Source organism: Galbibacter pacificus, assembly GCF_029603165.1.
Classification (GTDB): Bacteria; Bacteroidota; Bacteroidia; order Flavobacteriales; family Flavobacteriaceae; genus Galbibacter; species Galbibacter pacificus.
Genome location: NZ_JAQSVC010000002.1, coordinates 827,384 through 852,067, shown reverse-complemented (window position 1 = coordinate 852,067; position 24,684 = coordinate 827,384). Strand labels below are relative to the sequence as shown.

General features: G+C 37.7%; 26 protein-coding genes and 1 pseudogene. 13 read left to right on the top strand and 14 right to left on the bottom strand.

Annotated elements, in window-relative coordinates; all coding sequences use genetic code 11:
* Positions 1-5 precede the first annotated feature (5 nt).
* The 3 genes from PSF86_RS08225 to PSF86_RS08215 form a co-directional block, all read right to left on the bottom strand.
* Positions 6-803: a DUF2490 domain-containing protein gene (locus PSF86_RS08225; protein ID WP_277899579.1), complete on the bottom strand. Its 798-nt coding sequence runs from the start codon at positions 801-803 to the stop codon at positions 6-8.
* A 141-nt stretch (positions 804-944) separates the two neighbouring features.
* Positions 945-2,396, bottom strand: a complete 1,452-nt coding sequence (locus PSF86_RS08220; RefSeq protein WP_277899578.1) for a glyceraldehyde-3-phosphate dehydrogenase — start codon at positions 2,394-2,396, stop codon at positions 945-947.
* Positions 2,397-2,547: 151 nt separating this feature from the next.
* Complete coding sequence (locus PSF86_RS08215; protein ID WP_277899577.1) at positions 2,548-3,951, bottom strand: trypsin-like peptidase domain-containing protein; 1,404 nt, start codon at positions 3,949-3,951, stop codon at positions 2,548-2,550.
* A gap of 279 nt (positions 3,952-4,230) precedes the next feature.
* Between PSF86_RS08215 and dapF the strand changes: the two genes are divergently transcribed.
* The 4 genes from dapF (at position 4,231) to PSF86_RS08195 (ending at position 7,360) form a co-directional block, all read left to right on the top strand.
* Complete coding sequence (dapF, locus tag PSF86_RS08210; RefSeq protein WP_277899576.1) at positions 4,231-5,007, top strand: diaminopimelate epimerase; 777 nt, start codon at positions 4,231-4,233, stop codon at positions 5,005-5,007.
* Positions 5,007-5,531 carry a GNAT family N-acetyltransferase gene (locus PSF86_RS08205; protein WP_277899575.1) on the top strand — a complete coding sequence of 175 codons (525 nt, stop codon included), beginning with the start codon at positions 5,007-5,009 and terminating at the stop codon, positions 5,529-5,531. The genes dapF and PSF86_RS08205 overlap by 1 nt, the downstream gene beginning before the upstream one ends.
* Positions 5,531-6,574, top strand: coding sequence for an endolytic transglycosylase MltG (gene mltG / locus PSF86_RS08200; RefSeq protein ID WP_277899574.1), 1,044 nt, complete (start codon positions 5,531-5,533; stop codon positions 6,572-6,574). Before PSF86_RS08205 ends, mltG begins: the two co-directional genes overlap by 1 nt.
* A 135-nt stretch (positions 6,575-6,709) precedes the next feature.
* Positions 6,710-7,360, top strand: a complete 651-nt coding sequence (locus tag PSF86_RS08195; RefSeq protein ID WP_277899573.1) for a lysozyme family protein — start codon at positions 6,710-6,712, stop codon at positions 7,358-7,360.
* A gap of 181 nt (positions 7,361-7,541) precedes the next feature.
* On the opposite strand, the gene PSF86_RS08190 is transcribed toward PSF86_RS08195, so the two are convergent.
* Genes PSF86_RS08190 through dnaA form a run of 3 tightly spaced genes read right to left on the bottom strand, consistent with a single transcriptional unit; the run spans position 7,542 to position 10,195 of the window.
* A complete protein-coding gene (locus PSF86_RS08190) occupies positions 7,542-8,267 on the bottom strand; it encodes an SAM-dependent methyltransferase (RefSeq protein ID WP_277899572.1) in 726 nt (241 codons plus the stop codon).
* Positions 8,268-8,306: 39 nt separating this feature from the next.
* Positions 8,307-8,768: a low molecular weight protein-tyrosine-phosphatase gene (locus PSF86_RS08185; RefSeq protein WP_277899571.1), complete on the bottom strand. Its 462-nt coding sequence runs from the start codon at positions 8,766-8,768 to the stop codon at positions 8,307-8,309.
* Positions 8,768-10,195 carry a chromosomal replication initiator protein DnaA gene (dnaA, locus tag PSF86_RS08180; RefSeq protein WP_277899570.1) on the bottom strand — a complete coding sequence of 476 codons (1,428 nt, stop codon included), beginning with the start codon at positions 10,193-10,195 and terminating at the stop codon, positions 8,768-8,770. Before dnaA ends, PSF86_RS08185 begins: the two co-directional genes overlap by 1 nt.
* 201 nt (positions 10,196-10,396) lie before the next feature.
* Between dnaA and PSF86_RS08175 the strand changes: the two genes are divergently transcribed.
* The gene (locus PSF86_RS08175; protein ID WP_277899569.1) at positions 10,397-10,792 is read left to right on the top strand and encodes an acyl-CoA thioesterase; all 396 of its coding nucleotides are present in this window, start codon (positions 10,397-10,399) and stop codon (positions 10,790-10,792) included.
* Positions 10,793-10,798: 6 nt separating this feature from the next.
* Here the strand turns inward: PSF86_RS08175 and PSF86_RS08170 are convergent, their stop codons facing one another.
* From PSF86_RS08170 to ribD, 3 genes are all read right to left on the bottom strand, one after another.
* Positions 10,799-11,407, bottom strand: coding sequence for an IMPACT family protein (locus tag PSF86_RS08170; protein ID WP_277899568.1), 609 nt, complete (start codon positions 11,405-11,407; stop codon positions 10,799-10,801).
* 73 nt (positions 11,408-11,480) lie between these two features.
* Entirely contained in the window at positions 11,481-12,098 is a 618-nt protein-coding gene (locus PSF86_RS08165; protein ID WP_277899567.1) for an HAD-IA family hydrolase, read from the bottom strand.
* Positions 12,095-13,141: a bifunctional diaminohydroxyphosphoribosylaminopyrimidine deaminase/5-amino-6-(5-phosphoribosylamino)uracil reductase RibD gene (gene ribD / locus PSF86_RS08160; protein ID WP_277899566.1), complete on the bottom strand. Its 1,047-nt coding sequence runs from the start codon at positions 13,139-13,141 to the stop codon at positions 12,095-12,097. The genes PSF86_RS08165 and ribD overlap by 4 nt, the downstream gene beginning before the upstream one ends.
* A gap of 245 nt (positions 13,142-13,386) precedes the next feature.
* Between ribD and PSF86_RS08155 the strand changes: the two genes are divergently transcribed.
* From PSF86_RS08155 to PSF86_RS08140, 4 genes are all read left to right on the top strand, one after another.
* Positions 13,387-13,863 (top strand): GNAT family N-acetyltransferase, encoded by a 477-nt coding sequence (locus tag PSF86_RS08155; RefSeq protein WP_277899565.1) that lies wholly within the window; start codon positions 13,387-13,389, stop codon positions 13,861-13,863.
* 389 nt (positions 13,864-14,252) lie between these two features.
* Positions 14,253-15,134, top strand: coding sequence for a peptide chain release factor N(5)-glutamine methyltransferase (gene prmC, locus PSF86_RS08150; protein ID WP_277899564.1), 882 nt, complete (start codon positions 14,253-14,255; stop codon positions 15,132-15,134).
* Positions 15,135-15,146: 12 nt separating this feature from the next.
* A complete protein-coding gene (locus PSF86_RS08145; protein ID WP_277899563.1) occupies positions 15,147-15,728 on the top strand; it encodes an LOG family protein in 582 nt (193 codons plus the stop codon).
* Positions 15,729-15,858: 130 nt separating this feature from the next.
* Entirely contained in the window at positions 15,859-17,172 is a 1,314-nt protein-coding gene (locus PSF86_RS08140; protein ID WP_277899562.1) for an NAD(P)/FAD-dependent oxidoreductase, read from the top strand.
* 41 nt (positions 17,173-17,213) lie between these two features.
* On the opposite strand, the gene PSF86_RS08135 is transcribed toward PSF86_RS08140, so the two are convergent.
* Both PSF86_RS08135 and xerD read right to left on the bottom strand, forming a co-directional pair.
* The gene (locus tag PSF86_RS08135) at positions 17,214-18,161 is read right to left on the bottom strand and encodes an aldo/keto reductase (RefSeq protein WP_277899561.1); all 948 of its coding nucleotides are present in this window, start codon (positions 18,159-18,161) and stop codon (positions 17,214-17,216) included.
* Between the two features lie 172 nt (positions 18,162-18,333).
* Positions 18,334-19,236 (bottom strand): site-specific tyrosine recombinase XerD, encoded by a 903-nt coding sequence (gene xerD / locus PSF86_RS08130; RefSeq protein WP_277899560.1) that lies wholly within the window; start codon positions 19,234-19,236, stop codon positions 18,334-18,336.
* Between the two features lie 123 nt (positions 19,237-19,359).
* Here xerD and PSF86_RS08125 point away from each other — a divergent pair, with 123 nt between their 5' ends.
* From PSF86_RS08125 to PSF86_RS08110, 4 genes are all read left to right on the top strand, one after another.
* Complete coding sequence (locus PSF86_RS08125; protein WP_277899559.1) at positions 19,360-19,884, top strand: hypothetical protein; 525 nt, start codon at positions 19,360-19,362, stop codon at positions 19,882-19,884.
* A gap of 118 nt (positions 19,885-20,002) precedes the next feature.
* Entirely contained in the window at positions 20,003-20,617 is a 615-nt protein-coding gene (locus tag PSF86_RS08120) for a porin family protein (RefSeq protein ID WP_277899558.1), read from the top strand.
* A gap of 180 nt (positions 20,618-20,797) precedes the next feature.
* Positions 20,798-21,217, top strand: a complete 420-nt coding sequence (gene aroQ, locus PSF86_RS08115; RefSeq protein ID WP_277899557.1) for a type II 3-dehydroquinate dehydratase — start codon at positions 20,798-20,800, stop codon at positions 21,215-21,217.
* Between the two features lie 62 nt (positions 21,218-21,279).
* Entirely contained in the window at positions 21,280-22,002 is a 723-nt protein-coding gene (locus PSF86_RS08110) for a Dph6-related ATP pyrophosphatase (RefSeq protein ID WP_277899556.1), read from the top strand.
* A gap of 107 nt (positions 22,003-22,109) precedes the next feature.
* Here PSF86_RS08110 and PSF86_RS17850 read toward each other — a convergent pair.
* From PSF86_RS17850 to lpdA, 3 genes and pseudogenes are all read right to left on the bottom strand, one after another.
* A pseudogene (locus PSF86_RS17850) lies at positions 22,110-22,208 on the bottom strand (hypothetical protein); the annotation flags it as partial.
* Between the two features lie 50 nt (positions 22,209-22,258).
* Entirely contained in the window at positions 22,259-22,741 is a 483-nt protein-coding gene (locus tag PSF86_RS08105; protein WP_277899555.1) for a porin family protein, read from the bottom strand.
* Between the two features lie 246 nt (positions 22,742-22,987).
* Positions 22,988-24,379, bottom strand: a complete 1,392-nt coding sequence (lpdA, locus tag PSF86_RS08100) for a dihydrolipoyl dehydrogenase (protein ID WP_277899554.1) — start codon at positions 24,377-24,379, stop codon at positions 22,988-22,990.
* Positions 24,380-24,684: the final 305 nt, after the last annotated feature.

The following is a 24,684-nucleotide window of genomic DNA, read 5'->3' as shown; positions in this document are numbered from 1 at the left end:
GGATTTTATAAAGTTCCGGGTTTTTTGTCTTTTTTCAATTTAAAGGTTTTGTATACCCTTAACCTAAAAATGATATCGTTTGTCCTTACGAGTTCTTCAAATTCCTGTTTGGTATAATGGTACGATATATTGAACTGGATTTTAAAGGTAGGGTCCACAACATATCCAACTCCCGGGGACAAGCGTATAATGTCGTTAATTTGTTTGGAGCTTTTTATATTAAAGAAAAATTCAACATCTATCGGGATATAAAAACCACGCCCTTTAGAAACGAAAAGCCCTTCAAGGTTAATGTTCCCCGTAATTTTATAGCGCAACCTTAAACCAAAAGACGAGCCATCATCCCTAAAAGGGTTGGTAAAACGTTCTTCCAGCCTAAAATAATGTAAAAAATCTATTCTGTTGGTTAGGTTAAACCCAATTTTATAGCCTTGGTAAATACGTAGCTCGAAAGCGTCGATATCATTAAAATTATGAATGTAATAATAGCCAACCCCGCTAACCAAACGCTGGTCGAAAATAAACTTTCTCAAATTAAACTCGTCCAGGGCATAACTTAGTTCGGCTTTGGTATTAAAACGGTTCCAGCTTTTTGGGCTTACGGTACGGTAGCCTATTTCGGTATTTAATTTAACCCGTTCACTAATTTGCCATCCCGGCTGGAAGGTAAACCATGCCTGCTTGGTTATATCGTGATCGTAAATACTGTCGTTTTCCTGGGCACATAAAAAATTGCCCATTAAGAATATAAAGCCAACAGATATAAAGGTTTTCGAAACAAAGGTTGGTATTATTAGCTTCATACTTAATACGTATAGTAATAAGATACTAAAATTAGCTAATAAATACGTAATATAAAAGGAGCCTTGTTTTTATTCTATGTTAAAAATGTAAGGCTCTCTTTTTATTTATCAATGAATGGAACAATCAAACTCGGGTCGGGTTTAATAGTATGTAAACCTTCTTACTTTGGCTATATATTTTGCCAACCTGATTACTTGGTGGCTATACCCATATTCATTATCGTACCAAATGTAAAGTACAATATTTTTTCCGTCGGAAGATACAATGGTGGCATTGCTGTCGTATATCGCTGGAGCGGAAGTTCCAATGATATCCGAAGAAACCAACTCATTGTTAAGAGAATATTTAATCTGTTCCACCAGATCTCCTTCCAGGGCATATTTTTTTAAGGTTGAGTTGATGGCATTTTTTGAAGTAGGCTTTTCCACTTCCAGGTTTAAAACCACCAAAGAGCCATTTGGAACCGGTACCCTAATTGCATTTGATGTTAATTTACCATCCAAACTGGGCAGCGCTTTTGCAACGGCTTTACCGGCACCTGTTTCAGTTATTACCATATTAAGTGCGGCTGCCCGGCCTCTTCTGTATTTACTGTGCATATTGTCTACCAAATTTTGGTCGTTGGTATAGGCATGTATGGTTTCTAAATGTCCTTTTACAATCCCTAGTGCATCTTCAACAACTTTTAAAATGGGCGTAATGGCATTGGTTGTACATGAAGCGGCCGAAAAAATATCGTATTTATTAGGGCTGTATTCGGCATGGTTGACGCCGTAAACAATATTGGGCACGTTTTTACCGGGGGCGGTAAGCAGGACCTTTTCTACACCTTTGGATTTTAAATGCTTGGCCAGGGATTTATCATCTCTGTAGGCACCCGTATTGTCTATAACCAATGCCTTTTTTATTCCATAAACGGTATAATCTATTTTTTCAGGGGCTGAAGCGTTTATTAAGTATACCGTAGTACCGTTGATTACAAGTGCTTTTTTGGCAATATCTATGGTTACGGTTCCCGGGAAGAAGCCGTGAATGGAGTCATTTTCGAGTAGCGAAGCTCTTTTTTGTAATATTTCTTCGGTAATTTCGCCACGGGTAACAATTGCCCTTAACCGTAGTTGGGAGCCTATGCCCGTTTTTGCCATAAGTTCTCTGGCCAAGAGCCTACCAATTCTTCCAAAACCATACAGAATTACATCTTTTGGTTCTATCTCCTTGGTTTTGTGGGCATCTTTTAACTTATTAATCACAAAAGAAACCGCATCAGAGTGATTGGTGTCTTCCAAATGGTATTCATAGGTGAGCTTCCCGATGTCTATTTTGGAAGAAGGAAGGTTCATGTTTTTTATTGCTTGGGCAATATCTACCGAATCGAAGATGGAAATGGGTTTTTGAACAAATTCCCCGGCATACTTATGCAGGTTCATAATCTCGCTCACGCTTTTATCAATCAACTGATTTCTAAAAAGAACGAGCTCAATGGCATTGTCGTACCAAAGGTCGCTTACAATTTTTATAAATTCAATAGTTGCCCGTCTACGGTCTGCTTGAAAAGCCAGTTCTTTTTCGTAGGTGTCATTTTTAATTGCCATATGGTATTTTAGTTTGTAGTGTTTTAATTTTTTTGCAAAAGTATATATTTCAAACGTTTTCGTAAAGGAAATTTCATAAAAAAAAGAGCCCTGTACAAGAAGCTCTTTTTTCATAAATTTTTAAAAAATTAAATGTTGTTGTAATTTTAATTTACTCACGAAAAACCAAACGTTCGCGTTCCCCATATTCGTTAATGTATACAATGCTCATCATTCCGTATGATTTTGCTTTGGCAACAGCTTTTTTTACATCGTCTACATTTTTAATTTTATCGTCGTTAATACCAATCAAGAGTTTTCCGTCCAATCCCAACCTTCTATTGTATTCATTCGAACCGTATATAACAACGCCATTTTGTCCATCAAAACGATCTTTGTCGGTTTTTGTCTGTTCCTGTACCGAAATCCCAATTTCATCAATGGTGTACACATAAGAGCTATTATCTAGCAAGGTAACGGGCAGCTCCATGGTATTGTTGTCTCGTAAAATGGTTAATTGTACGTTATCGTTGGGGCGTTTGCTTCTTAAATATCCGGTAAGGTCGGAGAATTTGTTTATTTGAATGTGGTCTACTTTTTTAATAATATCGCCCGGTTTTAGCCCAGCTTTGTCCGCACCGGATTTTTTAAATACTTCGGCAATTAAAATCCCCTGCGATTCATTGTAATCTTCTTCACTGTTACTTAAAACTCCTAAATCCTGTCCTTTAATGCCAAGGGTGCCCATTTGTACGTTTCCAAACTCCATGATATCATCGACCACTTTTTTTGCAATATTGCTGGGAACAGCAAAAGAATAGCCTATATAAGATCCCGTTTGTGAGGTTATGGCTGTATTAATGCCAATAAGGTCGCCGTTGGTATTTACTAAGGCACCACCACTGTTCCCGGGATTTACGGCGGCATCGGTTTGAATAAAAGACTGGAACTTGCCGTCCATTTCGTTCAAATCCCTTGCTTTGGCACTAATAATACCTGCGGTTACGGTAGAGGTAAGGTTAAATGGATTTCCCACGGCCAATACCCATTCTCCAATTTTAGAATTGTCGGAATCTCCAAAGGCAAGATAAGGAAGGTCTTCGTCTGCATCAATTTTAATTAGCGCAATGTCGGTTTCGGGGTCGGTACCAACCAGTTCGGCACGGTACGTCCTGTTGTTATTAAGGGTAACCTGCAATTCGGTAGCATTGGCAATAACATGGTTATTGGTAACAATATATCCATCGGGGGATATAATTACCCCCGATCCTGTACCGATCTGTGCCCTTGGTTGCCCTCCCGAACCATAAAAGTAGTCCATAATGCTCGATGGCCCCCTGCTGATGGTCATGTTTTTTACGTGAACCACTGCATGCACGGTTTTATCGGCAGCGGTTGTAAAATCTACATCATCGGCAGCCGTGGAGGCTGGATTATAACTTGCGGTAACGAATTTTGATTGGGCTGGTTGATTTTCCAAAAGGGGAATCTCTTTTTCAAAAGCTAATTTGTATATACCTAATGTAAGAGCGCCACCCAGCATGGATACTAGTAATAGACTCAAAAATTTTTTCATGGCTTTATCTACTATATTTATTTTAATTAACACATAAAATTACTTTATAATTCAGTGTTTTTTTCAACTTTAACGCACTTTAACAATGAAATATCCATATGCAATATTGTATATTTGTAAATTGATGAAAAGAGGTAAAATACGCTATTTCTATCCTATTTAAGGGATTGATGAATTATTGCGGGAATTTTTTTAGTTGAATTGCAATTGTTTATAAAAAAAATCCATGGCGGCGTTTTTAACAAAACCTTTAAAATCATTATCCATAACAATTAAAAAATGAAACTAGACTTTTATAAATACCAAGGCACCGGAAACGATTTTGTTATGATTGACAACCGTGAGCTAGTGTTTCCAAAAAACGATACCAAATTGATAAATTTTTTATGCGACAGAAAATTTGGTGTCGGTGCAGACGGACTTATACTTTTGGAAAATTGTAATGAAGCCGATTTTAAAATGGTATATTACAATGCCGATGGAAACGAAAGTTCCATGTGCGGAAATGGGGGAAGGTGCTTGGTGGCATTTGCCAACTTTCTAGAAGTCGTAAACGGGAGTTGTGCTTTCATGGCCGTAGATGGCATGCACCATGCAACCATTAATAATGGTATAGTTAGCCTAGCCATGCAAGATGTAAAAACCATTGATTTGTTTGATAATTATACTTTTTTAAATACGGGCTCGCCGCACCATGTCCAATTGGTGGGGAACCTTACCGAAATGGACATAAAAAGTGATGGTGCAAAATTGCGTTACGGCAAATATGGGAGCACCGGAAGCAATATTAATTTTGTAGAGCAAAAAGATTCCAGTGTTTTTGCTGTGCGCACCTATGAACGTGGCGTTGAAGACGAAACGCTTTCATGCGGGACCGGTGTTACGGCAGTAGCAATTGCTATGCACAAAACAAAGAAAACAGAAAGTTCAAGCGTAACCTTAAAAACCCCGGGAGGGGAATTAAAAGTTTCATTTGAGGAGAATGGGAGCGGGTATAAAAACATACATTTGGTAGGGCCTGCTACACAAGTATTCTCCGGTACAATCACCATATAATGATAACACTGTCTGGAAATACCATTTATTTACGTGCTCTGGAACCAGAGGATTTGGATTTTCTGTACAAGCTTGAAAACGACGAGACGGTTTGGGAGGTTAGTGAAACCTTGGCACCATATTCCAAATACATATTAAAAGAATACCTAGCCAACAGCCATAAGGATATTTTTGAGGTGAAGCAGTTACGGTTGGCTATTTCCAATTATGCCGAAACACTTTTGGGCTTTATCGACCTGTATGATTTTAACCCGAAAAACAAAAGGGCGGGAGTGGGAATAATAATTTTAGAAGAAGGAAACAGGAACAAGGGGATTGGAAGGGAAGCCCTTTCATTATTAATAGCATATGCCTTTAAACATTTAGATTTGCATCAGCTTTTCGCAAATATATCCGAACAAAACAAACCGAGCATTCAATTGTTTTCAAATTTAGGATTTGAAAGGGTCGGGATTAAAAAAGACTGGAATTATACTTCAGGAAAATTTCAAAACGAAATTCTATATCAAAAGATCAATAAATAATGTATATAAGAAAAATTTTAGTGGCCATAGCGCTAATAGGGGGGATTCTGGGCTTTATTTTTGTGTATTATGTGTACAATGCCGTTTTTTCACCAAATACAGCTTTTCAAAATGAAGAAGCCTTTGTTTATATAAAATCAGACGGTAGCTTTGTTAATGTAAAAGATCAGCTTACGCCTTTGCTCGACAATATGGAGACTTTTAGTAAGGTAGCCGAACGCAAAGGTTATGTAAGCAACATAAAAGCTGGGAAATATGCTATTAGAAAAGGGATGAACAATAACGAGATTATTAATTCCCTCCGCAGTAAAAATTTACCTGTAACACTTTCTTTTAACAATCAGGAAACATTGGCAAAGCTTGCCGGAAGAATAGCTTTGCAAATTGAGGCCGACAGTATTTCTTTATTGAATAGTTTTACGGATGTTAATTTTATGGATCACAGTCCGTTTAATAACGAAACTGCCATAGCCATGTACGTACCGAACAGTTATGAGTTTTTCTGGAACACTTCTGCTGAAACTTTTAGGGACCGCATGCTAAAAGAATACAACCGTTTTTGGAACCAAACGCGTCTGAACAGGGCAAAAGCCATAGGTTTATCACCAATAGAAGTAGTAACCCTTGCCTCCATAGTCCATAAAGAAACGGCAATGGTAGACGAGCGCCCACGTGTGGCGGGAGTTTATATGAACAGATTGAACAGGAATATCCCTTTACAGGCAGACCCCACCGTTATTTTCGCTTTGCGAAAAGAAGCCAACGATTATGATAAAGTGATAAAAAGAGTATTGTATAAAGACCTGGAATTAGATTCTCCTTACAATACCTATAAATATGCAGGATTGCCGCCAGGCCCGATAGCAATGCCGGATATTTCGGCAATTGATGCTGTGTTAAATTATGAAAAAAATGACTACCTGTATTTTGTGGCGGATGTCAATAATTTTGGGTATCATAAATTTGCCAAAACCCTTTCCCAGCATAATGTAAACAAACAAGCGTATGTAAAATGGCTTAATTCTCAGGCTATAAAGCGGTAAAATTTAACTTTAAGATTACTTTAACTTATTGGTTTTCTGATTATTAATTTTTATGTATATTTGCATGCTCAATTTTAAGCGGTTATACATGAGAGTAAATTATGTAAAATGTAAGGCTTAAAGAAATAAAAAAGCATGAGAAAAAAACAAATATTAAAATTTAATGTTTTAGTAGCTGTTTTAATTTTAGTAATTGCAGGGAGTTTAGGTTTTTCTTCATTAAAAAAAGCCAAAAAAAACGTTCATAACATTAATAGAGTAACTGAGCCTTTGGCGTATACGGTATCTTTAGAAAGCAGTGATGTAGAAGAAACCCCAATGCAGCCTCCATTTTTAGGGAAGTCGTTTAACGGGTTTAAAGAAGCATTGGCTTTTAAAGAGTCCAGAGGAGATTACTTTACGGTAAACTCTTTGGGGTATATGGGAAAATACCAATTTGGTGCCTCTACATTGAGAACAATAGGCGTTCATTCTAAATCAGACTTTCTTAATGATCCAGAATTGCAGGAAAGAGCATTTATAGCCAATCTTGAAAGAAACAAATGGGTTTTAAGACGCGATATAGAGTGGTATGTTGGTAGAACATTCAACGGTGTAAAAGTTACAGAATCGGGAATTTTGGCAGCAGCACACCTTGCTGGACCTGGAAATGTAAAAAGATATTTACGAACCCATGGAGCAAGTGGATTTGCTGACGCTAACGGCGCATCTATACGATATTATATGCGCAAATTCTCAGGGTACGACGTATCGCATGTAGAAGCTAATAAAGCTGCTAAGATATAATAGGTACAAAAGATCTTTATAAAGGCCTCAAAACAATGTTTTGAGGCCTTTTTTTTTCGTGAGACCCGAATTTCAAAAGCCGAAGGCGCATTGCAATTCGTGAGTCGAACGAACCCCGCTTTTGGGCGGGATTTATGCTTTCATTTTTGGTTTATGGCAACGATTCTTTTATGTATTTTACTTACTTTGCATGGATTATAAAAATGGTGGGTTTTTTATGAAGTTCCACCGAGGATCCTTTCCATTGTGCTACAGATTGGGTTTTAATATACTCGGTACCCAAGGTAATATCGCTGGCAACACACAACAAGGTATTTGGAGATAATGTTGTTATTAAATCTGCCAAAAGTTTATCGTTTCGATAAGGAGTTTCCATGAAAATTTGTGACTGGTTGAAGTCTTTGGAAGTTTTTTCTAGTTTTTTGATGGTCCTTTTCTTTTCAGACTTGTCAATGGGAAGGTATCCAGTAAAGGCAAAACTTTGCCCGTTCATGCCACTGGCCATTAAGGCCAAAAGGATAGAGGAGGGGCCAACCAAGGGAACCACCTGAATATTTTTTTTATGGGCTATGGCGGCAACATCGGCACCGGGATCGGCAACGCCGGGGCATCCTGCCTCAGAGATAATTCCCACATCGTAACCATTAAGGCATGGCGTTATAAAAGTAGGGATTTCCTCTGGTTTGGTATATTTGTTTAGGACTTGAATTTTGAGGGAGGGTTGAGATTTTTTAGGGCTAATCCTTTTTATAAATCTTCTAGCGGTCTTTTCGTTTTCAACAATATAAAAATCGACGTTTTCGATAACCCGTTTTATGGAAAGTGGTAATACTTCCAACGGTTCTACATCGCCCAAAGTGGTTGGGATTAAATAGAGTTTACCTTTGTTGCTGTTTGTTGTGTTCATTTGGGAAAATGATTTATAACAACCGAAGATACAAAGAAACTATAAAACTGAAATCTCTTTTACAATAATATCCGTGGCTTCGTCGAGCATTTTGTAAACATTATCAAAACCCGAAACCCCACCGTAATATGGGTCGGGGACGTCCATGTTTTCACCGGGAGTGAGTTTGTTTAAAATAAGGCGCACCTTATTTTTATCGGCTTCGTTCCTAGCTTGTTGTAGAATGTTTTTGTAGTTGTTCTTGTCCATTGCAAAAATCAGGTCAAAATCGTCAAAATCTTTACTGCTAAACTGCCTTCCCTTTTGCTTTGTAATATCAATTCCATATTTGGCAGCGGTTTGTATTGACCTAGGATCTGGACTAGCGCCAAGATGGTAATTGGACGTTCCGGCAGAATCAACAAAAACTTTTTCGGTATTTATTTTAGATTTTAAAATGCCTTCCGCAAGTGGCGACCTACAAATATTTCCCAAACATACCATAAGAACTCTAACCTGCATTACTGGGCAAATTTTTTACTGAGGTCTTCAATATATTTCCTGAATTGTTTATCGGTTTCTGCCAAGTTATCAACAGTTTTACATGCATGCAGCACGGTGGCATGGTCTCTTTTCCCTATTTGCGAACCGATACTGGCCAAGGATGCCTTGGTGTATTTTTTAGCAAAAAACATGGCCAATTGCCTGGCTTGAACAATATGGCGTTTTCTTGTTTTTGACTGAAGTGTTTCCACATCCATTTGAAAATAATCAGAAATTACCTTTTGGATGTAATCAATGGAAACTTCCCGTTTTGTATTCTTGACAAATTTTTCAACAATTTGGTTTGCCAGTTCTATGGTTACCTCTTTTTTGTTGAAAGAAGACTGAGCAATTAAAGAAATAATAGCGCCTTCCAGTTCCCTAACGTTTGATTTTATGTTTCTGGCAACGCACTCTATAATTTCTTCCGGCATCTCAACGCCATCACGGTATAATCGGTTTTTTAAGATGGAAATGCGTGTTTCAAAATCCGGACTTTGCAATTCGGCCGAGAGCCCCCATTTAAAACGGGAGAGCAAACGCTGTTCAATGTCCTGCATATCTACCGGAGCTTTATCCGAAGTTAAGATAACCTGTTTTCCATTTTGGTGCAAGTGATTAAAGATGTGGAAAAACACATCTTGGGTCCCGGATTTTCCCGAAAAAAACTGGACATCATCTATAATAAGCACATCTATTAATTGATAGAAATGTATAAAATCGTTTCGGGTATTCTTTTTTACGGATTCTATATATTGCTGTGTAAATTTTTCGGCAGATATATAAAGCACGGTCTTTTCTGGGTATTTATCTTTTATTTCAACCCCGATGGCATGTGCAAGGTGCGTTTTCCCCAAACCAACACCACCAAATACCAACAATGGGTTAAAAGAGGTGCCGCCGGGTTTATTGGCAACGGCCAGTCCTGCCGAACGCGCCAACCTGTTGGAATCGCCTTCCAGGAAATTATCAAAACTATAATTAGGATTGAGTTGAGATTCTATTTTAATGTTCCGTATTCCCGGAATTACAAACGGGTTTTTTAATTCGGGGTTTTTGTGCTTTACGGGAACATCGAGTTCCTGTGGCTGCATATTTGCCCGGTTGGAACTGGGAATACTTTCTGTAAATGGCTGTTTGTTGCCATACGTATTCTCCATTCTTATTACATATACCAATTTGGCGTTTTCGCCCAACTCCCTCGTTAAGGCAACTTTTAAAAGCTTAACGTAGTGTTCTTCCAACCATTCATAAAAAAATTTACTGGGAACCTGGATACTCAAAGCATTATCGGTTAACTTTACAGACTTTATGGGTTCAAACCAAGTTTTATATGCTTGGGGTTGTATGTTGTCTTTTATAAAATGTAGACAATTTTCCCATACGGATTCCGCAGTTACGTTCATTCTTTGATATTATTTTTTAATAGTTAGTCAGGTTTGATAGCGAATAGAATTTTAGAAATCAACTATCGTAAAAGGTTTAACAAATATGTGAACAAAAAACTGAAAAAAAAAATGAAAGGGGGTTGAATTTATGCTTTTTTTTTCGCATGCTTGTTAACTTTCTGTTCATACTTTCTTAACATACGTAAAATACATTTTTATATGGAAAAAACAAATAAAATTAACATAAGAGTTAGATATAGTGAGACTGACAAGATGGGGGTGGTCTATCACGGGAATTACGCGCAATATCTGGAAATGGCACGTGTAGAGTGGTTAAGGGAACTGGGCGTTTCGTACAGGTGGATGGAAGAAAATGGGGTTATGCTTCCGGTTGTTTCCTTGCAGCTTAATTATAGGAAATCTGCACGGTACGACGATGTTTTAACGGTGGAGGCAAGGCTTAAAAACACACCTTCTGTTAAGATTGAATTTGACTATACAATTTTCGATGAAAGTAACAAAATAATAGCCGAAGGGAATACCGTTTTGGCATTCATAAATGCTAAAACCTTTCGACCAATGAGATGTCCTGATTATATTCTTAACAAATTGTGAAAAATTTTATACTTCTGTTATATTTACTTCATAAAAAGACTCGAATGCCTTTATTGCTTGCTTGGCTTCACTTTTTCTAATGCTAACGGTTATTTTGCATGATAAATCCATTTTTTGACTTTCTATTTGTAAGTTTTTTTCCTTTATGACCCTCATAACATTATTCATGTCTTTATATTGAAATGCTATTAAATACCGGTTATCAATCGTTTTTTCTATAATAGAAGATGCTTCCAAACACATTTGGGCGGTTGTTTTATATGCGTTTATAAGTCCGCCAACACCTAGTTTCACTCCGCCAAAATAGCGTACCACAACAATAAGGACATTGGTAACGTTAAACGATTGTATTTGCCCATAAATTGGCATTCCAGCTGTGTTGGACGGTTCTCCATCGTCGTTGGCACGGTATTGTACTTGCCCGTCACCGGTACCAAGTTGCCATGCATAGCAATGATGGCGGGCACTGTTGTGGCTTGTTTTAATTTCTTCCAGGTATAATTTTATATCGTCTTCGGTAGAAACAGGAAAAGCATAACCAAAAAATTTGCTTCCCTTGTCCTTGAACAAAACTTCGGGCGCTTTTTTGGCAATAGTTTTATAAGTATCTTTCAAAATAATGCTCCTTTTTGTTTTTACAAACTTAGTAATTGTTAATAATTGCCAAGGTAAGTTACCAACACTATTTTTAAGAAAAAGGGAAGTCTTTTTTAAATAAGGATGCAATATCTTCTTTCCCTGGAATTAAGTGCCATGTATGCAGCCCAATTTTTTTGGCAGTTTCTATATTTTCTGCGGTATCGTCTATAAAAAGGGTTTCTTGGGCAATTAATTTGTTTTGCTCTAAAACAAATTCAAAGATATCTTTATTTGGTTTCCTTAAGTTTATTTCGTGCGATAAATAAAATTTTTCAAAACAGTTTTTTAAGCGCTCGTAATTGGCAGGGGTTATATTTTTTATTACTTGTTCTATGTGCAGGTCATTGGTGTTGCTAAGCAGGAACAGGCGAAATTTGTTCTCGTTGGCCAAGGTCTCGATAAACTCCATTCTATGTTCCGGGATATGTAGGATTATGGAATTCCATATATTTTTTAATCCCGTTTTGTTTTCCTTCGGAAGAAATTTTTGGTAGGCTGCTATAAACGCATCTGTAGATAAAAGCCCCATTTCGTATTGATTATTTAGTTGAATGATTTCTTTGGAAAGTTTAAAATCAGGATATTTTTCAAGAATTAAGTTCAAGGAAGTCGCTTTCTCCAAATCGATAAAGATATCTCCAAAGTCGAATATTATATTCTTGATCATTTCTGATAAATTTTTAAAACATCTTCCATAAACTGATGCTTTTCCACAGTATTGTATTTGTTCAGTAAAGGAGCTTTCGTGCCTTCTTCAATTATTGTTTTTCCTTCAAAAACCCTTGCTTCGTCCCAAATACCTTCATCTATAAAAGTTTGTAGGGTTTTGCTTCCGCCTTCAACAATAACGCTTTGCAGGTTGTTGTTGTACAATATTCCGGCTATTTGTCCTGCAATGGGGAGGTTAAAATCAATAGCTTCAAAAAGTAAGTTGCCTTGTGGCTTTTTTTTGTTTTTTTTGTCGGTAATGCAAATCGTCGGAATGCTTTCATCTAAAACAAAAGAAGCTTTCGGGATTTTCAAACTCCTATCAATTACAATTCTAATGGGCGAATTCCCTTTCCAGTCCCTAGAATTTAATCTTGGATTGTCTTTTAAAATAGTGTTCGTGCCCACTAAAATAGCGTTTTCTTCTGTTCTCCATTTATGCACAAGCTGCCGGGAAATTTCATTGGTAATCCATATGGGAGCCCTGTTTTGTGTATCTTGAAGCGGACTCACATATCCATTTTCGCTTTGTGCCCATTTTAAAATAACATACGGCCGTTTTTGTTCCTGAAAGGTAAAAAAACGCCGATTGACCTCCTTGCAGGCTTCTTCCAAAACGCCAACGGTTACTTTGCAACCGGCTTCCATTAATTTTTTTACGCCCCGCCCGCATACTTTTTCATGGGTGTCCAAAGTACCTATAACAACATTTGGAATTCTGTGCTTTATAATTAAATCGGCACAAGGAGGCGTTTTTCCGTAGTGAGAGCACGGCTCTAAAGTAACATACAAGGTGGCTTTTTTTAATAGCGTTTGGTCCTTAACCGATTGCACGGCATTTACCTCGGCATGATTTTGCCCCGCTGGGCTGGTAAAACCTTCACCTATAATTCTATCGTCAGCAACGATAACACAGCCAACAATAGGATTTGGATACGTGTTTCCAAGTCCATTTTTGGCCAGTTGAATGGCTCTTTTTATGTAGAATTCATGTATCTTCATCCCGATATTTATAGAAGCAAAAATACTATTAACCTGAGTTCGATTATTATTACAAAGTCAAAATTAATAAAAGTATTTGGTTACAAGGCAGGTTTTCTAAGGGATAGCTCGCTATCTCATGAAAAACTAACGTTAGGAAGCAGATGCTTTATTAAAAAAATTAAGCCTTGCATCTCACTATCTAAAAGCGTTTTGACAAAGTCAGAATAACCGAACTCAGGTTATTAAATCATTGTAAAAATCTTATGAACATAAGAAAAATTCAACCAACCGATAATTTACGCATGGCTGCAATAGTAAGGGAAGTTATTGTAGAAATGGGAGCGCCTAAAGTTGGTACCGCATATGAAGATAAGGCCCTGGACGATCTATTTGCCACATACAACAAAGAGAGGGCTGTTTATTTTGTAATCGAGGATCAAAACGAAATTGTTGGTGGGGCCGGGATAGCACATTTGCCCAACGAGGGGGTAACCGTTTGCGAATTGCAGAAAATGTATTTTTTAAGCACCGTAAGGGGGAAAGGGTACGGGATGAAAATGATGGAAACGTGCTTAAGTGCCGCCCGTGAATTTGGTTTTTCAAAATGCTATATCGAAACGATGCCGTATATGACAGATGCACAAAAATTATATAAAAAAGCCGGGTTTTATTATATCGATGCACCTATGGGAAATACAGGTCATTATTCATGTCCGGTTTGGATGCTGAAAGATTTGTAGCACGAATTATTGATTGTTATTTGAAGTTTATAGTGTAGGGTTAAGAGTTAACCGTTATTTGTTATATGGGAAAAGTGAAGAGTGAAAAGTGATTAGGGGGGTAGTTAATTGTTAATGGTTAAATGTTTTATGTTAGCGATATTTGAAACCTGAAACCTGAAACTTTGCACCTTTGCATTTCTCAACCCTCAACAACATAGCAACATAACATCGTAACAAGGAAAAAAGCCTGAATAATAGTGATAAGGGAAAAGTGATAAGGAAAAAGTTATTTGTTAATGGTTAACTGTTAATTGTTGAAACTCTGAACTCTGGCCTCTCAACCCTCAACAACCAACAACATAGCATCATAACAGCGTAACAACGAAAAAAACCTGAAACGAGGAAAAATGCAAGAAACCAAAAATATACAGTTAAAAGCTATAAAAGAGCAGTTTAAAAATGAGCTGAAGGAAATCTATCCGGTAGAAGAGATCCAAACCTTTTTTAATTGGTTGTGCGAATCGTTTTTGGGATATAAGCCATATCAAATTACTCAAAACAGTGATGATTATTTGGAAGGTAGAGTGAAAAATCAATTTTTATTGGCCTTAAAAGAGCTAAAGGAAGAAAAGCCCATACAATATATTTTAGGGAAAGCCTATTTCTACGGATTGGAGTTCGAAGTAAATAAACATACTTTAATCCCAAGGCCCGAAACCGAAGAATTGGTCGATTGGATCATTAAAGAAACATCAAAAGAAAAAAGCAGGCATATACTTGATATTGGTACTGGTTCGGGCTGCATCCCCATAACTTTGGCAAAACACCTTCCGAAGGCTAAAGTATTTTCGGTAGATATTTCGGGGGAAGCTATTAAAACCGCCCAAAAAAATGCTTTAAACAATGAGGTGGAAATTAAGTTCAGGGAAAAAGACATATTGCATACAGAAAGCCTCTCGGAGTTGTTTAAAGAGGAAATTAAGTTTGATGTTATTGTCTCCAACCCACCATATGTCCGTCTCCTTGAAAAAAAAGAAATAAAGAACAATGTTTTAAGGCACGAACCGGAATCGGCCTTGTTTGTAGACAACGAAAACCCACTTATATTTTATAAAAAAATAACACAATTGGCTACACAAAACTTAAAAAAAGGTGGGAAATTGTACTTTGAAATTAACCAGTATTTAGGGACGGAAATGGTACAGCTTATAAAAATGAACAGCTTTCATGAAGTTGAACTTAGAAAAGATCTTTTTGGTAACGATAGGATGCTAAAAGCTGTAAAATAAATAATAACAATAATGAAAAGTGTAGTAATATTTTGCGGAAGCAGTGAAGGAAACGATGCCATATACGGAGAAATGGCCAAAGAACTTGGAAGCACATTGGCTAAAAATAAACTTGTAACCGTGTACGGCGGTAGCAAACTTGGCCTTATGGGAAAAGTAGCCCAAGGGGCCCTGGAGAACAATGGAAAAGTAATTGGTGTTATTCCCGAATTTTTAAAAACCAGGGAAATTGTGCACACCGGAATAAGCGAAATCCGCACTACACAAAACATGCACGAGCGCAAATTGCTTATGAGCGAGCTTTCGGATGCAGTAATAGCGCTGCCGGGCGGTTTTGGCACTATGGAAGAACTTTTTGAGATTGTTACCTGGGGGCAGCTGGGCCTGCACCAAAAGCCCATTGGTATTTTAAACATTAACGGGTTTTACAACGATATGATAGCTTTGTTTAACGGAATGGTTGCCAAAGGCTTTTTAAAACAGGAAAACTACGATCTTCTTCTTATAGACGAAACAATAGATGGATTACTGACTAAAATGAAAAACTACCAACCCGTAATCGTGCCTAAATGGATTAAAAAAGAACAGACATGAAATAGTTCTATTCGGCTTGCTTAATTACTACTTATAAAATTTAGTTAATATCTGTTTGATTATCATAAAAATAAGGAGATATGAAGTATTCTCACTTATTAACTTTATTTTTGAGTAATAAACAGTATATATGAATATACCACAAACAAGTTACCCCAGAGTTGTAATTATAGGAGGAGGTTTTGGAGGCATTGCCTTGGCAAAGAAATTGGCCAAGCAGGAAATGCAGGTTGTATTGCTGGACAAGCATAATTACCATACTTTTCAGCCTTTATTGTACCAAGTATCCACCGGCGGTCTGGAACCCGATTCTATTGCTTACCCCATAAGAAAGATATTGTCTAAATACCCCAATTTTTATTTCCGATTGGCGCTGGTTGAAGCCATAGACACTGCCAAGAAAAAGGTAAATACGGATATAGGTGAATTAAAATACGATTATTTGGTACTAGCAACGGGCTCTCGTACCAATTTTTTTGGAAACAAGGAAATTGAAGCCAATAGCATGATCATGAAAACCGTACCGGAAGCGCTCAACTTAAGGAGTTTGATTTTAGAAAATTTTGAAGAAGCATTGCTCACCGATAGCTTAGACGAACAAGATGCCCTAATGAACTTTGTAATTGTTGGTGCCGGGCCAACGGGGGTAGAATTGGCAGGTGCACTGGCCGAAATAAAAAAAGGGATTTTGCCAAAAGATTACCCCGACCTAGATACGCGCAGGGCACAGATTAACATTGTACAATCTGGCGATACCATTCTTAAGGGGATGAGCGATAAAGCATCTATAAAGGCGGAAGATTTTTTGGAGGAATTGGGTGTAAACGTATGGAAAAATACCAGGGTAATTGGGTACGATGGCGATATGGTTACCACGACAACCGACCTTACTTTTAGGACCGCTACTTTAATTTGGGCGGCAGGGGTTCATGGAGAGACCGTGCATGGACTGGATGCCAAGGAACTTTTGGTGCCCGGCAACCGTGTAAAAGTAAATCAATACAACCAAGTAACGGGTTTTAATGATATTTTTGCTATTGGCGACGTGGCCTGCATGGTTACGCCAGATATGCCAAACGGCCATTTAATGGTAGCACAGGTTGCACTTCAACAAGGCGCTCATTTGGGAGATAACTTGTTGCGGTTAATCGAAAAAAAAGGTTCCATGAAGCCTTTTGCATACCATGATAAAGGAACCATGGCAACAATAGGCAGGAACAAGGCCGTTGTAGACTTGCCCCGATATAAATTTCAGGGCTTTTTTGCCTGGTTTGTTTGGATGTTTGTGCACCTGTTCTTTTTAATTGGATTTAGGAACAGGGCGGTGGTATTTATTAATTGGGTCTATAATTATGTACGTTTTGACCGCGAAGCCCGTTTAATTATCCGCCCTTATAAAAAACCAAAAATGAAGGTAAATACCATGAAACAAAAAAAGGCCTAGGCCTTTTTTTGTTTTTTATGGTCGTATTTTTTTAGTTGTGGCTATTCATCGTAAATATTTTTATAGGGGCCTCCGGCTACTTCAAAAAAAGTACCGTCTACATATCGGTAATTTTTGTCCATGGCAGCAATTTTTTCCAGATCGCTATCGGTAAGTTCTATTTCATAGCTTTCGTAATTCTGTTTTATCCGCTGCGGATTGGTAGATTTTGGTATTACGGCGGTACCCCTGCTTAAATGCCATGCAATTAATACCTGTGCCGAAGTGCAGTTATGGTCGTTGGCTATTTCTTTAATGATCTTGTTGTTAAGCAAACTAGGCTCGTTATCTTTTTTCATGCTTGTGGCGCGGTCTCCCGAACCTAAAGGAGAATATCCGGTAATAATGATGGAATTGTTATTGCAAAACTCCAAAAGTTCGTTTTGTTGCAATAATGGGTGCAGTTCCACTTGGTTTACTTCGGGTTGATGGGTGGCATCTACCATGAGGTCCTTTAATTTTTGAATGCTAAAGTTGGATACTCCTATGCTTTTTGCCAATCCGCCCTCATAAGCTTCTTCCATTTTTTTCCATGTATCTATAATGGGGGCTTCATCGGGGGTTAAAAATTCATTGGCTTTGGTAGCAAAATTTACATCGGCTTTAAAGGCAACCGGCCAATGGATAAGATAGAGGTCCAAATAATTCAACTGTAAATCGGTTAGCGTTTTTTCCAGCGCGGGAATTACTTTGTCGCTTTCATGTGCGTTGTTCCATAGTTTGGATGTTACCCAAATATCCTGTCTTTCTACAATTCCCTGTGCAAAAGCAGTTTTTAGGGCTTCACCAACTTCGGCTTCATTTCCATATGTTGCCGCACAGTCTATATGCCTATACCCGGCTTTCAATGCTTCTATTACTGCCTTTCCAACTTCACCCGGAGCCGATTTCCATGTCCCCAGCCCAATTGCTGGAAGTTTTTGTTCGTTCTTTAATGTATAGAATTTCATATAAGTGCAATTTTATTTAATTCGGTAATAAAAATAAACTCCCTCGGGGACAAGCTCACCAAACATTTATCTGGAAAAATATTTTGACTCCGAGGTAAAACCAAGAGCAACCAAATGCTCGATTATCAAGTAAAGTTCAATATAAAATCGCAAAAAAGTAGATAAGGAAAAGTTAAAAATCCTTTCTCGGATGGTGCTGATCAATTACTTTGGCTAGGTCTTTCCGGTTTAGATGCATGTAGACCTCGGTGGTGGTTATGCTTTCGTGGCCCAGCATTTGCTGGATAGCCCTTAAATCCGCCCCGTTTTGTAACAAGTGGGTTGCAAAAGAATGCCTAAACGTATGCGGACTTATATTTTTCTTGATGCCCGATTTTTCGGTTGTTCTTTTTATTACGGTAAAAACCATGGCCCGTGTTAGGCCCTTTCCCCTTCGGTTTAAAAAAACAAAATCTTCAAACCCTTTTTGAACAGGAATAAGGGGGCGTATTTCTTTTACATAAATGGTTATGTATTTTATGGTATTTGCCGCAATGGGCACAAAGCGTTGTTTGTCTCCTTTTCCGCTTACTTTTATAAAACCTTCCTCAAAAAACAAATCGGAAATTTTTAGGTTAACCAACTCCGAAACCCGAAGCCCACAACTGTACAGGGTTTCCAGCATGGTCCGGTTTCGTTCTCCTTCGGGCGTGCTAAGGTCTATTGTTTTTATAATTTGGTCTATTTCTGTTTCTGAAAGCGTATCGGGAAGTTTCCTGCCAATTTTAGGAGATTCGATGAGTTCGAGCGGATTATCGGCCCTGTAATCTTCAAAAATTAAATAATTAAAAAAGCTCTTTAAACCGGAAATTAACCTTGCTTGCGACCGCGGACTGATATTTTTTGCGGTTTCGTAAATAAAGCCTTGCAACGTTTCAGCTGAAATTTGAAGGGGCGAGTCGGTTATTTGATGCACTTCCAAGTACTTCAACAATTTTTGAATGTCCAGGCAATAATTCTCGATGGAATTTAAAGACAGGCCACGTTCTATCTTTAAATAGCTTTCATAATCGGTTATGGCATCCATCCATTTCATGCCTTAAAACTACTAATATAATTTAGTAAATGGAGATAATTTTAAAGTTATAAAATGACAAATATCATTGGAAATTGTAGCGAATGTCTTTAGTTTTGATCTAATAAACCAAAAATTATAAACATGAAAAAAGCGTTATTAACAGCAACTTTTGTAGTGGGAGCATTCTTAACAGCTAATGCTCAAAGTAGTACATCCAACAGTGCCTTGTCTGAAGGAAGTTGGTTGGTAGAGGCCAATACCAATTTTGGGAGGGCACATGCCGCCAACACAAGTTTTAGTTTAAATACTTCAGACGATTATACTGCATGGAACATAGGTTTTGAAGGCGGTTATTTTATTATGGACGACCTTGCACTTAAAGCCGGGTTGGGCTATGGCGACAGCGATAATTCTGACGGGAATTTTTCCTATAAGGTTGGCGCCAAATATTATGTAGTTTCTCAGTTCCCGGTACAGATTGACTTTAACGGAAGCACTGGAGATGATTACAGTCCGCTATTTTTAGGCCTACAAGGTGGATACGCTTGGTTTGTGGCCAATAATATTGCATTGGAGCCTGGTATCCGTTACGATATAGATATTAACGATGATGCTGACGGAGCAAGTGGATTATCACTAAATGTAGGATTTTCTTTATTCTTTTAAGAATCAAAACATTACAATTTAAAAGAGGCTTTTGCCTCTTTTTTTGTGCGAAAAAAATTTCACTTATAGAATAAAAAATATATATTAGCACTTTAAATCATTAAAAATCAAATTTAAAATGAAAAAAACTTTACTAGTACTTATTGCTATTACAGCATTTGCGTTTACTACAACCGCACAAGAATTTAAAATTGGAGCAAAAGTAGGGTTAAACATTGCCAGTTTACAAGGTGACGACCTAGAAGAATTAGATTCAAGAACCTCTTTTAACTTAGGAGCAGTGGCCGAATTCCCTATTTCTGAAAAATTCTCTTTCCAACCAGAATTATTATATTCTGCACAAGGAGCAAAAGGAGAAGAAGATGCTTCAGATTATGACGAATCTCTTTCGGGGAATATTGATTTAACAGCTAAGTTAGACTATATAAATCTTCCATTAATGGCAAAATATTATGTTGCTCCAGGTTTTAGCATACAAGCGGGCCCGCAAATTGGTTTTTTGGTATCGGCTAAATCAAAGGCTGAAGTTGGAGATTTCTCTGCGGAAGAGGACATTAAAGATAATTTTAAATCAATTGATTTTGGTTTAAACTTCGGACTTGGCTATCAATTTGAAAACGGTTTGTTTATAGATGGAAGGTATAATTTAGGGCTTTCGAATATAGCAGATTACGAAGATGGCGATGTGAAAAACGGTGTTTTTCAATTTGCTGTTGGGTATTTCTTTTTATAGAAGCCAAACCACAAATTCATAGGAACGGAAGCAATTGCTTCCGTTTTTTTATGTTTAATTTTTTACTTTTACTAAAAACTAAGCAATTCAAAGAAATATCCATGCATATTTTCAGTTCAACATTAACGTTGTAAAACATGAATGTTTCATTTGAAGATTAAAGGAAGTAAAAAAACATACATGAAATTGATCATCATAAACGGCCCCAATCTCAACCTTTTGGGAAAACGCGAACCCGAAATTTATGGTTCCGATACTTTTGAAGATTTTTACAAGAAGCTTCAAACAAAGTATAATTCGTTGGAGTTGGATTATTACCAGTCGAACGTAGAAGGCGAAATCATTAATAAATTACATGAAGTCGGGTTTGATTATGATGGCATTATACTTAATGCCGGAGCCTATACCCATACTTCGGTAGCTATTGGCGATGCCATAAAGGGAATTGCGACACCTGTGATAGAAGTCCATATTTCCAATACTTTTGGGCGGGAGTCTTTTAGGCATCAATCGTATATTTCCCCAAATGCAAAGGGGGTAGTTTTAGGTTTCGGGATGCAGAGTTACGAATTGGCCATTCAAAGTTTTTTAAATAAATAATCGATTAAAGAAATCCGGGAAATAAATTCCCAATTAAACTCCAAAAGATACAATACCAAATAATGGCACATAAAACCTATTTTAATTGGAGCACCGGGAAAGATAGTGCCTTGGCGCTTTATAAAATGAACAGCGATCCCCGTTTTTCAATAGATGCCCTTGTTACAACGGTCAATACTGAGCTAAACCGTGTGTCCATGCATGGTTTAAGGAATGAGCTCTTGGTAGAGCAGGCCAAACAAATAGGGTTGCCACTACAAACAATTGAATTGCCCGGAGAGGTTTCCATGGAAGGTTACAATGCCATAATGAAAGATTTTATGAAAAGTATAAAGGCCCAAGGATATACACATACCGTATTTGGCGATATTTTTCTGGAAGACCTTAAAGCGTTTAGGGAAACGAAATTAAAAGAAGTTGGAATTGACGCCGAGTTTCCGTTGTGGAAACAGGATACCAAAAAACTGATAAACCAATTTATAGCACATGGTTTTAAAGCAATTACCGTAAGTGTAAATGCCAAATTGCTCAATAAGTCTTTTGTTGGAAGAATTATAGATGAAGATTTTTTAAAAGATTTACCAGAAAATGTTGATCCGTGTGGGGAAAACGGCGAGTTCCACACTCTTGTTTTTGACGGCCCCATTTTTAAGCAGCCCGTAGATTTTGAAAAAGGAGAGAAGGTATTAAAGGAGTTTAAGATAAACGGCAATAAAGATGAGTGCTTTAAGGATGCTGTAAATTGGGATACGGCTTTTTGGTATTGCGATCTTTATAAAAAATAAGCCCCTAAAAATTTGGTTTTAGGGACTTATGCAATTTAAACGAAAATAGTAAAAAAATAAGTAACCAAACTCCTTTTCGGGAAGGTTGATTTTAAGTCAGGGGTATTTTATAGGAATTTATACCCAACCCCAAACTCGAAGAAATGATTGTTAAGCTCTCCTGTTTCACTTTCTTTTTGGGCAATGTTAGAAACACCCAAGCTATATCTTCCGTCTACAAATAATCCACTGTCAAACTCATATCCTAGTCCAAAGTTTACACCAAAACAGCGTCAGTAAAGTATTCGTTTAGGTTTGTGCGGCTTGTGCCCGTTGCCAGCCCTGCAAACCCGGTTTCGTATTCTCCTTGGGAATCCAGCAAAAAGCTAACCTGTGGCCCTGCTTGAACGCTTAGGCCTTTGTAAACACGGTACTTTACCATTACGGGAACATCAATGTACCTTAATTTGATGGTTATTTCATTAGAAAGAACACCATTTGCTAAAAATTGCTTATATGTTTCATGACTGCCCAACATTGAATAGAGGACTTCCGGTTGTATAGAAATTTTTTCAGACATTACAACTTCTGCAAACACTCCTCCATAAAGTCCGGTTCGGTAGTTGTTCGACATAAGCTTATTCTCACCAGAAATGGTAGACAAGCTTGTCCCTCCCTTAAGACCAAAATAAAATTCTTGAGCATTCATAGTAATTGCTGTACCTAAGCAAAGCACAGCAAGTAAAAAAAGTTTTTTCATGATTCTTAAAATTTATAAATACGGTGCAAACATATGTAGAAAATATTTATAAATAGAAAGTTTTTATACTATTTAATTTTAATTAAAATGTATGATTTTATATTTCAAAGGTTTAGAAAATAAATTTAACATTTATATATGAAAATACTTGTTTTTATTAGGTCTGTAAATGATGTTTATAGAAATAAAAAAAACTGCTTAAGGTATTTTGTCTTAAGCAGTTTTCAAGAAGTGGGTTGTTTATTTTTATAGATGAATTACTTCATCATAAGCATCGGCAACGGCCTCCATTACAGCTTCGCTCATGGTTGGGTGCGGGTGCACGGCCTTTAATACTTCATGTCCGGTAGTTTCCAGTTTTCTGGCTACAACGGCTTCGGCTATCATGTCGGTAACTCCGGCACCAATCATATGGCAGCCAAGCCATTCGCCGTATTTGGCATCAAAAATAACTTTTACAAAGCCATCGGCATTTCCACTGGCCTTGGCCTTTCCACTTGCTGAAAAGGGAAATTTACCAATTTTTATATCGTATCCTTTTTCTTTGGCCTGTTTTTCGGTTAGTCCAACAGAAGCAACTTCGGGCATACAATATGTACATCCGGGGATGTTCCCATAGTCTAATGCTTCCACGTGCATACCGGCAATTTTTTCAACACAAAGGATGCCTTCGGCAGAAGCAACATGTGCCAATGCCTGTCCCGGCGTAACGTCTCCAATGGCGTAATAGCCCGGGATATTGGTTTGGTAATAATCGTTTACCAATATTTTGTCACGGTCGGTTGCAATGCCAACATCTTCCAGTCCAATATTTTCAATGTTTGTTTTAATGCCAACTGCCGAAAGTACAATATCGGCCTCTAGAACTTCTTCTCCTTTTTTGGTCTTTATGGTTGCTTTAACACCTTTTCCAGAAGTATCTACCTTGGTCACTTCGGCAGAGGTCATAATTTTTACCCCGGCCTTTTTAAAGCTGCGCTCCAATTGCTTGGATACATCTTCGTCTTCAACGGGAACAATGTTCGGTAGGAATTCTACCACGGTAACTTCGGTTCCCATGGAATTGTAGAAATAGGCAAATTCAATACCAATGGCGCCACTTCCAACAACAATCATCTTTTTAGGTTGTTCCTTGAGCGACATGGCTTCGCGATAGCCAATTACTTTTTTGCCATCCTGTGGCAAACTTGGCAATTCGCGTGAACGCGCTCCTGTTGCTATAATAATATGGTCGGCACTGTATTCGGTGGTTTTTCCGTCTTTATCCTTTACGTCTATTTTTTTACCGGGCTTTAGTTTTCCATAACCTTCAAGGACGTCAATTTTGTTTTTTTTCATTAAAAACTGTACGCCTTTGCTCATTCCATCGGCTACGCCACGGCTACGTTTTACCACGGCTTCAAAATCTTTGTCTGCATCTTTCACCTTGATACCGTAATCGCCGGCATGTTTTAAATATTCAAAAACCTGAGCCGATTTTAACAGGGCTTTGGTTGGGATACACCCCCAGTTTAAACATACCCCGCCGAGGTTTTCTTTTTCAACTACAGCCGTTTTAAAACCAAGCTGCGAAGCGCGAATGGCTGTAACATATCCGCCGGGGCCACTTCCAAGAACGATTACGTCGTATTTACTCATATTGTAGATTTTTTAATGATCTTAATTTTTGCGGATACGAAGTTAAGCAATAAGTTTCTAAAGGGTAAATTTTTTTGAAGATTTGGCGTAGTCATTGTCTGTTTAATGCTTCTGATTATTTAGGAGTAGTTAATAGTTAATGGTTAATTGTTATTAGGGGAAAGTGAAAAGTGATTAGGGATTAGTTAATTGAACACTTTCTTGGCGATATTTGAAATCTGAAACCTGAAACTCTGCAACTTTGAACCTTTGCACCTTTGCACCTTTGAACCTCTGCAATAACAACATAACAACGTAACAACCTT